This is a genomic window from Streptomyces globisporus, from assembly GCF_003501885.1.
GTDB classification, from domain to species: domain Bacteria; phylum Actinomycetota; class Actinomycetes; order Streptomycetales; family Streptomycetaceae; genus Streptomyces; species Streptomyces globisporus_D.
In genome coordinates this window covers 1-8,558 of sequence record NZ_QWFA01000233.1, presented here as the reverse complement: position 1 = coordinate 8,558, position 8,558 = coordinate 1, and the positions used below count along the sequence as shown (strand labels likewise).

The following is an 8,558-nucleotide window of genomic DNA, read 5'->3' as shown; positions in this document are numbered from 1 at the left end:
CGCCTGCGGCCCCCCACCACCTCGGGAGTCCCCTCGTGATTTCACGCCGAATGTTCCTGACCGGCGCCGCCGCATCGGCCGCGGCGCTCACGTACCCCGCCTGGGGCACCGCGCTGAGCCCGCGCGCGTCGGCCGCCCCCGCGACCTGCGAACTGGCCCTGGAGAACAAGTCGTTGCCGGGCACGGTGCACGCGTATGTGACCGGCCATGAGCTGGGCACCGACCGCTGGGTGCTGCTGAAGCCGGACGGCGGCGTCTACCGCCCCGACTCCCCCGGCGCGCCGCAGACCCCGCTGCCCGTCGACTGCGCCATCCCGCTCAAGGGCGCGGGCGCGGGACCGGTCGTGCTGACCCTGCCGCAGATGTACGGGGCACGGGTCTACTTCGTCCGCGACGACAAGCTGGACTTCTTCCTCAACCCGGGCCCGTCCCTGGTGGAGCCGGCCTTCGCGACACCGACGGACCCGAACTACGGGCGGACCTGGGCGTTCGCCGAGTTCACCTTCAACACCGAGCAGTTGTACTCCAACATCAGCTACGTGGACCTGATCACCGCGCTGCCGATCGGCATCACGCTGGAGGGGGACGCAACCCATGTCGTGACCCCGCACCCGGAGGGCGCGGTGGAGCGGATCGCGGAGGACCTCACCGCCCAGGCGGCCGCCGACGGGCAGCCCTGGGACAAGCTGATCACGCGGGACGACGACGGCAAGGTGCTGCGGGTCGTCTCGCCGCAGAACATCATGGCCCCGTACTTCGACCGACCGGACGAGATGCCGTTCCGGGGCCTGTTCGAGGCGCAGATCGACGAGGTGTGGGAGAAGTACCGCTCCGAGGACCTGCGCATCGACCTCCAGGGCGGCCGGGGCACGCTGGCGGGCCGGGTGAGCGGTGACGTCCTCACCTTCGAGGGCGGCCACACCTTCACCAAGCCGGAGACGAAGGACATCTTCACCTGCAACCACGGCCCGTTCACCAACAACCCGGGCGACTCCGACGACAAGAAGGCGATCCTGGCGCGGCTCGCGGCGGGCTTCAACCGTTCGATCATGCTGAGCCACCCGAGCCAGCCGAACGGCACGTCCACGGCGGACTACTACAAGACCGCGGTCACCAACCACTGGTCCCGGGTGGTCCACGCGAACAGCCCGATCGGTTACGCGTTCCCGTACGACGACGTCCGCCCGGACGGGGAGCCGGACGTCTCGGGCGCCGCGCACGACGGGAACCCGCGCCGCTTCACGGTGAGCGTGGGCTCCTGACACCCGCCCGGCAGGTCTGCGCGTGCCCCCGCCCGCCCGGCGGGGGCACGCGCATGTCCGCCCCGGGCCCGTCGTGGGCCGAGAGCCGATATCTCATCAATTGACACGACGTGTGGCGTTCTTGACTTCGTCCCACCGCCCCGGGACGGTGCCGTATGCGAATGAACCGACTCCCCCACCGGCTGCTCACGGCGCTCGCCACCGGACTCCTGCTGACCGCCGCGGCCCCGGCGCACGCGGACCCCGCCCCGCCGCCGTCACCCGCCCCGCAGGCCTCCGGCGCGCACGGCCTGCGCGCCTTCCAGCAGAGCTACGGCCTGCCCGCGACCGGCCGGGTGGACACCGCCACCGCCCACCTGCTCAAGACCGCCCCGGACAGCAAGCTGCGGACGTTCTTCGCCGCCCCGTCCGATCTCGGCCCGGAGCAGCTCTCGCACGCCCGGACGGTCATCGGCGTCGGAAAGGGGGCGGAGCTCTCCGAGGAGGCCCAGGTCATCGCCCTGATGACGGCGATGCAGGAGTCGAAGTTCGTCAACTACACCTCGCCGGTCGACCATGACTCGCTCGGCGTCTTCCAGCAGCGCCCGAGCATGGGCTGGGGCACGCCGTCGCAGATCACGCACGTACCGACCGCGTCGAAGTCGTTCTACGGGCTGCCCTCGCCCAGTGCCAATCCAGGGCTGCTCCAGGTCGACGGCTGGGAGTCGATGGAGCCGGGCGACGTGTGCCAGGCGGTCCAGCGGTCCGCGTATCCGGACCGGTACGCGCAGTGGGAGGACTTCGCCCGGGACCTGCTGGAGCAGGAGGGCCCGGACGCCGACCCGATCCCGTAGAACGCGCGGGAAGGGGGCCGCCCCGGTGCGGGACGGCCCCCGGAGAGGCTCCCCTGTCAGCAGCCGCCGCAGTTGTAGTAGGTGACGTCCCAGTGGTTGCCCTCGTCCGCGTAGATGTTGCCGGATCCGGACTGGTATTGGCGGGCGCCGTCGCCGCGGGTGCCGATGTAGGTGAAGGTGCCGGTGACGTAGTTGTTCACGCAGGTGCTCTTGGCGAAGTCGAGCTTGTAGCCGTTCCAGTGCGAGTACGTGCCGCCGGCGTGCCCGGTCTCCGTCCCTCCGGTGATCCTGAGCGCGCAGCCGGTGGCGCTCTTGAGGGTCTGCGCGCCCTGGGCGCTGGCCAGGTTGAGCTGGTCGAACGAGGTGCAGGTGGGGTTGTTCCGGTTGGAGCAGCCACCGGAGGACGACCAGGTGATCCCGGACGAGCTGAACCGGGAGGTCGCCTGCGCGTGGGTCAGCTTGGTCACGGCGTGCGCCTCGGTGGCGCCGCCGCCGAGGACGCCGATCCCGGGCGCGAAGAGCGCGCCGAGGACGAGGGCCAGGGCGGTGAGGGCCGAGCGGAGTCGTGGACGGGTCACCATGGGGGGATTCCTCCTGCTCATGACAGAACGGTGGGCGTACGGGCACGGGTCCGCACACCGGGGGCAGGGAGATAGTGCCCGAGTTCTACGCGCGTCGCCAGAGGGCAGGGACGCTCCGAGGCGCCCCCGCATCCACCCGCACCACACCCGCACAGCCCGAAAGGTTGAAACTTGAACAAGATGGAGTTACAGTCAATCTCGTTGAAGGTTAAACAACCTCCACGCACACGTCCCCCGAGGAGGAGCCATGGCTCTGTTCAACCGCAAGTCGACCGCCACCGCCCCGACCGCCCAGACCACCGCGGTGGACCCGGCGCTCGCCGCCCTGACCGGCACGTACGCCCTGGACCCGGCGCACAGCAGCATCGGTTTCACGGTGCGCCACGCGATGGTCACCAACGTGCGCGGCTCCTTCGGCGAGCACGAGGGCACCCTGGTGCTGGACGGCACGGACCCGGCGAACTCCTCCGCCTCCATCGACGTCAAGATCGCCAGCGTGGACACCGGCATCGCCGACCGCGACGGCCACCTGGTCAGCGGCGACTTCTTCGACGCCGAGAAGTTCCCGCTCATGAGCTTCCGCTCGACCAAGGCCGAGCAGCTGGGCGGCGAGGCGTACCGGATCACCGGCGACCTCACCATCAAGGACATCACGCGCCCGCTCTCCATCGACCTGGAGTTCAACGGCTCCGCCACCGACGTCTACGGCAACGAGCGCGTCGGCTTCGAGGGCAGCGCCGACATCCTGCGCTCCGACTGGGGCCTGACCTGGAACGCGGCGCTGGAGACCGGTGGCGTGATGGTCAGCGACAAGGTGAAGCTGACCTTCGACATCTCGGCGATCAAGGCGGCTCCGGCGGCCTGACCTCGTCCGTTCTCACGCGCAGCGCCCCGCACCCGGATCCCCCGGGGACGGGGCGCCGCGCGTGCGCACGGAGGTCAGCTACTTCGCGGCCTTCTCCGCGAAGAGCGGGACGACCTTCTCCAGCGCGTACGAGACGGACAGGATCGAGTCCGTGGCGAACGCCTGCGAGATGTCCTTGTCGTCGAAAACGATGGCGTTGCCCGCCTTCACCGACGGGACGGCCTTGTACAGCGGGTCGTCGCTGATGTCCGTGGCCGGGATGCCGATCGGGGTCATGACCGTCAGGTCGGCGTCGAGCAGGTCCAGGTTCTCCTTGGAGACGGACACGGAGAAGCCCTCGCCGGCCTGGGCCTCGGCCTTCGGGTTGTTCTTGAAGCCGAGCCGCTCGACGAAGTCGATGCGCCCGGTGCCGCCGACGTAGACGCCGAAGCCCTCGGACGTACGCGAGCCGACGGTGATGGTCTTGTCCTTGAACTCGGGGTGGGCCTTCGCGGCGGCCTCGAACTTCTTCTCCGTCTCCGCGATCAGCTCCTTGCCCTTCTCCGGTACACCCATGGCGGCGGCGATCATCGTGGTCTGCTGCTCCCACGAGAGCTTGTACTGGTCGCCGCCTTTCGGCACACCCACGGTCGGGGCGATCTTCTTCAGGGTGTCGTAGCGGGTCTGGTCGCCGCTGGACTTGGTGTCCAGGATCAGGTCGGGCTGGAGGGAGGCGATCTTCTCGAACTCCGGCTCCATCGTGCCGATGAGCTCGGGCTTCTTGTCGTACATGCCCTTGGCCCACGGGCCGACGCCCTCTCCGCCGAACGGCAGCCAGTCGCTGGCCCCGACCGGCTGGCCGCCGAGCGCGAGCACGGTCTCGGCGTCGCCCCAGCCGAGCGCGACGATGCGCTGGGGCTGCTTGTCGACGGTGACCTCGCCGAACTTGGTCTCCACCTTGGCGGGGAAGTCGCCTTCGGACGCACCGCCGGAGGCGGAGGAGGACGCGGAGCTGTCGGAGTCGTCCGACGAGCCACAGGCCGAGAGGCCGACGAGCAGGGCGGCGACGGCGCCGGCCACCAGGACGGGGGTGCGGCGGGCGCGCCGGGCGCGGGAAGCGGAAGCGTTCATGCCCTTTAGGTTAGCCTCACCTAATGACAACGGTGCCATCGGGTTGACCCGCATGCCCCGCTTCCCTGCACCCCGGGTGTCCGCCGCCGTACGGACAAGGCTCAGGCGGCCTGGTCCTTGATGTGGTGGCGGCCCAGCGGCACGACCATCGGGGTGGCCGACGCCGGGTCCTCGATCACCGAGCAGCGCATCCCGAAGACCTCGCCGACCAGCTCCGCCGTCACGATGTCGACCGGCCGGCCCTCCGCGACGATCCGCCCCGCCTTCATCGCGATCATGTGGTCGGCGTACCGGCAGGCCAGGTTCAGGTCGTGGAGCACGGCCACCATCGTGACGCCCTGCTCGCGGTTGAGGTCGGTGAGCAGGTCGAGGACGTCGAGCTGGTGGCTGGCGTCGAGGAAGGTCGTCGGTTCGTCGAGCAGCAGGATGTCGGTGCGCTGGGCGAGCGCCATCGCGATCCACACCCGCTGGCGCTGGCCGCCGGACAGCTCGTCCACCGACCGGTCGGCGAGTTCGAGGACGTCGGTCGACAGCAGCGCCTGCGCGACCGCCCGGTCGTCCTCGGCGCTCCAGCGGCGGAACCACCCCTGGTGGGGGTAGCGGCCGCGGCCGACGAGGTCGGAGACGGTGATGCCCTCCGGGGCGGTGGGACTCTGCGGGAGGATGCCGAGCACGGAGGCGACCTCCTTGGTCGGCATCTCCTGGATGGACCGGCCGTCCAGGAGGACCGCACCCGCGGAGGGGGCCAGCAGCCGGGCCATCGCCCGCAACAGGGTCGACTTGCCGCAGGCGTTGGGGCCGACGATGACCGTGATCCTGCCGGGCGGCACGGCCACGCTCAGACCGGGGACGATCTCGCGTTCGCCGTAGCCGAGCCGGACGTCCCGGGCTTCCAGAGTGTGTTCGGCCACGACAGGGCCACGCCTTTCGTCGTCGTCTTCTCGATACGTCGCCATGTCCGGGGACTTCTCCATCTCAGCCCCCGCTGCCGACGCGGTTGGCGCGGGCCAGGAGCAGCAGCAGATACGGGGCCCCGATGATGCTGGTGACCACGCCGACCGGCAGCTGCACCGGGAACAGGTGCTGCGCCGCGAAGTCCGCGACCAGGACGATCAGCGCCCCGGTCAGGGCGGCCTGCGGCAGGGCCGCGCCCCGGCCCGGGACCAGTCGGCGGGCGATCGGAGCGGCGACGAACGCCACGAACCCGACGGGCCCGGCGGCGGCGGTCGCGACCCCGGCGAGCGCGGTCGCGCAGCCCAGCAGCGCGAGCCGGACGCCCTCGACCTTCGCTCCGAGCCCGGCCGCCGCGTCGTCCCCGAGCTGGAGGGGGTGCAGCGCGTGGGCGGCGAGGACGGTCAGCGGTACGAGGAGGCCGAGGGCGATGAGGAGCGGCCACATCTGGTTCCAGGAGCGGCCGTTGAGGCTGCCCGCGAGCCAGCGGAACGCCTCCTGCGCGTCGGTGACCTCGGAGCGGGCCATCACGTACCAGACGATGCTGGAGAGCCCCATGCCGACGCCGATGCCGACGAGGACCAGGCGCTGTCCGGCGATGCCCTGCCGCCAGGCGAGCAGGTAGATGGCGGCTCCGGCGACCAGGGAGCCGGTGAGGGCGCTCGCGGACAGGGCGAGGCCACTGACCTGGAAGAGCAGGGCGGCGGTGACGGCGACCGCGCTGGCCCCGGCGCTGATGCCGATGAGGTCGGGGCTGGCGAGGGGGTTGCGCAGCACGGTCTGGAAGACGGCTCCGGAGAGTCCGAACGCGACGCCGACGAGGATCGCGAGGAGGGCGCGGGGCAGCCGCAGTTCCAGCACGACGAACCGCGATCCGCCGTCGCCACCGCCGAACAGGGTGGCGACGACCTTCCCGATGGGCATCACCATGTCGCCGAAGCTGAGCGAGAGCCCGAACACGACGACCACGGCGGCGAACAGGCCCGAGCCGACGAGGACGGAGCGGCGCAGGCCCCGGCCGCGTACGTCGGAGACCTGGCGTACGGCGTCGGCGAGGCGCTCCTGGTCCGCGCCCGGGGCGCCCTTCGCCACGACGGGTGTCCGGTTCACAGTTCCACCAGCTTCCTGCGGCGGACCAGCCAGATGAAGGGGATGCAGCCGATCGCGGCCGTGATCACGCCGACCTGGACCTCGCCGGGTCGGGCGATGACCCGGCCGACGATGTCGGCGACGAGCAGCATGACCGGGGCGAGCACCATGCTGTACGGGAGCACCCAGCGGTAGTCGGGCCCGGTGATGAGGCGGGCGGCGTGCGGTACGGCGAGCCCGACGAAGCCGATGGGCCCGGCGACGACGGTGGCCGCGCCGCAGAGGATCACGACGGCCAGGGCGGAGACCATCCGGATGGCCCCGACGCGCTGGCCGAGGCCGCGGGCGAGGTCGTCGCCGAGGGAGAGCGCATTGAGCTGCGGCCCGAGGGCCAGGGCGAGGACGGTGCCGACCAGGATGAACGGCGAGACCTGCCACAGCACCTCGGAGCTGCGGGCGGTCAGCGCACCGAGCTGCCAGAACCGGAACTGGTCGTAGCTGCCCCGGTCCTGAAGCAGGATCGCGCTGGTCACCGAGGTGAGGACGGCGGCGGTCGCGGCCCCGGCCAGGGCCAGCTTCACCGGTGTCGCGCCTTCCCGCCCGAGCGAGCCGACCCCGTACACGAGGAGCGCGGCGAGCAGCGCGCCGAGGAAACCGAACCAGATGAACTGGGTGGCGACGGTGAACCCGAGCAGGGTGATCGAGCACACGACGGCCACGGACGCGCCGGCGTTGATGCCGAGGAGCTGGGGGTCGGCGAGGGGGTTACGGGCGACGCCCTGCATCACCGTGCCGGCGAGGCCCAGCGCCGCACCGGCCAGCAGCCCGGCGACGGTGCGCGGGATGCGGACCTCCTGGACGATGAGCTGCCCCTTGACGGCCGTGTCCGGATCGAGCACCCCGTCGACGACATCGCGGAAGGGCACGTCCCCGGAGCCGATGGCGAGACTGGCGACGGCGGTGAGGAACAGCACGGCCAGGGCGGCGAGCAGCCCGAGGGCGAGCACGGGCCGGCTGCGCTTGCGCCGCGCCTCCTTGCCGCCGCCGGCCGACGTCTCCCTCCCCTTCTCCAGGAAGGTCGAGCCGCTCACGACCCGGCCGCCGGGGCAGCCGGAATGCGGTGGTGCACTGTTGTTCGTTCCTCACGCTGGTTCGTCGGCGCCGGGGAGCGCCCCCGGCGCGCGGGAGACGCCCTCATCGGGCGGTCCACCCCGGACGGGAAACACAAGAAGGCCCAAAGTAAGGTCACCCTAACAGCGCTGCCGGCGCGGCGCGCTGCCGCACCCCACGAGCTCCGGAGCACCGCCTTGTCGTACGCCGCAGACCCCACCGTTCCCGCCACCGGTCCGCTGGCCGGGGCCGTACTCCTGGGCTCGGCGGACGAGCTGCGCGAGCTTCTGGGCACCCCGCACCCGATCGTCATCGACAAGGTCCACGACCGGCTCACCGACGACGACCTGGACCTGCTGGCCCGCTCGCCGTTCTGCACCCTGGCCACGTCCGACGCGGACGGCAACTGCGACTCCACCCCACGCGGCGGCACCCCCGGCTTCACCCATGTCCTGGACCGGGGCACGATCGCCCTCCCCGACCGCCCGGGCAACCGCCGCGCGGACAGCTTCCACAACATCCTGGCGAACCCGCGGGTGGGCCTGCTCTACCTGATACCGGGCGCGATGGACGTCCTGCGCGTGAACGGCCGCGCCCGCATCCTCACGGACGCCCCGTTCTTCGACGCGATGACGCTGAAGGGCCAGCGCCCGAAGCTCGCCCTGGTCGTCGAGATCGACGAGATCTTCCGCCACTGCCCGGCGTCGCTGAAGCGGTCGGGGGTGTGGGCGCCCCAGACGTGGGCGGGGGCGGAAGA

The 8,558-nt window shown here is 71.3% G+C and carries 9 protein-coding genes; 4 read left to right on the top strand and 5 right to left on the bottom strand.

All coding sequences use genetic code 11. The annotated features are described in order from the left end of the window. Positions 1 to 50: 50 nt before the first annotated feature. Both D3105_RS30115 and D3105_RS30110 read left to right on the top strand, forming a co-directional pair. Complete coding sequence (locus tag D3105_RS30115) at positions 51 to 1,262, top strand: glycoside hydrolase family 64 protein (protein ID WP_206272956.1); 1,212 nt, start codon at positions 51 to 53, stop codon at positions 1,260 to 1,262. A gap of 161 nt (positions 1,263 to 1,423) precedes the next feature. Then, on the top strand, positions 1,424 to 2,095 hold the full coding sequence (locus tag D3105_RS30110; RefSeq protein WP_425315767.1) for a peptidoglycan-binding domain-containing protein: 672 nt from the start codon (positions 1,424 to 1,426) through the stop codon (positions 2,093 to 2,095). A 56-nt stretch (positions 2,096 to 2,151) separates the two neighbouring features. Here D3105_RS30110 and D3105_RS30105 read toward each other — a convergent pair whose 3' ends face one another. Further along, the gene (locus D3105_RS30105; RefSeq protein ID WP_030714730.1) at positions 2,152 to 2,676 is read right to left on the bottom strand and encodes a hypothetical protein; all 525 of its coding nucleotides are present in this window, start codon (positions 2,674 to 2,676) and stop codon (positions 2,152 to 2,154) included. A gap of 247 nt (positions 2,677 to 2,923) precedes the next feature. On the opposite strand from D3105_RS30105, the gene D3105_RS30100 reads away from it, so the two are divergent. Beyond that, entirely contained in the window at positions 2,924 to 3,541 is a 618-nt protein-coding gene (locus D3105_RS30100; protein ID WP_118906079.1) for a YceI family protein, read from the top strand. A gap of 78 nt (positions 3,542 to 3,619) precedes the next feature. Here D3105_RS30100 and D3105_RS30095 read toward each other — a convergent pair whose 3' ends face one another. The 4 genes from D3105_RS30095 to D3105_RS30080 form a co-directional block, all read right to left on the bottom strand. Further along, entirely contained in the window at positions 3,620 to 4,651 is a 1,032-nt protein-coding gene (locus D3105_RS30095; protein WP_118906078.1) for an iron-siderophore ABC transporter substrate-binding protein, read from the bottom strand. Between the two features lie 101 nt (positions 4,652 to 4,752). Next, positions 4,753 to 5,607, bottom strand: a complete 855-nt coding sequence (locus D3105_RS30090; RefSeq protein ID WP_118906082.1) for an ABC transporter ATP-binding protein — start codon at positions 5,605 to 5,607, stop codon at positions 4,753 to 4,755. A 19-nt stretch (positions 5,608 to 5,626) separates the two neighbouring features. Continuing rightward, the gene (locus D3105_RS30085) at positions 5,627 to 6,712 is read right to left on the bottom strand and encodes a FecCD family ABC transporter permease (protein ID WP_118906077.1); all 1,086 of its coding nucleotides are present in this window, start codon (positions 6,710 to 6,712) and stop codon (positions 5,627 to 5,629) included. Further along, complete coding sequence (locus D3105_RS30080; protein WP_118906076.1) at positions 6,709 to 7,782, bottom strand: FecCD family ABC transporter permease; 1,074 nt, start codon at positions 7,780 to 7,782, stop codon at positions 6,709 to 6,711. The genes D3105_RS30085 and D3105_RS30080 overlap by 4 nt, the downstream gene beginning before the upstream one ends. A 216-nt stretch (positions 7,783 to 7,998) precedes the next feature. Between D3105_RS30080 and D3105_RS30075 the strand changes: the two genes are divergently transcribed. Beyond that, positions 7,999 to 8,558 (top strand): MSMEG_1061 family FMN-dependent PPOX-type flavoprotein (locus tag D3105_RS30075; RefSeq protein WP_118906075.1); only part of this gene is annotated, 560 nt, incomplete at its 3' end.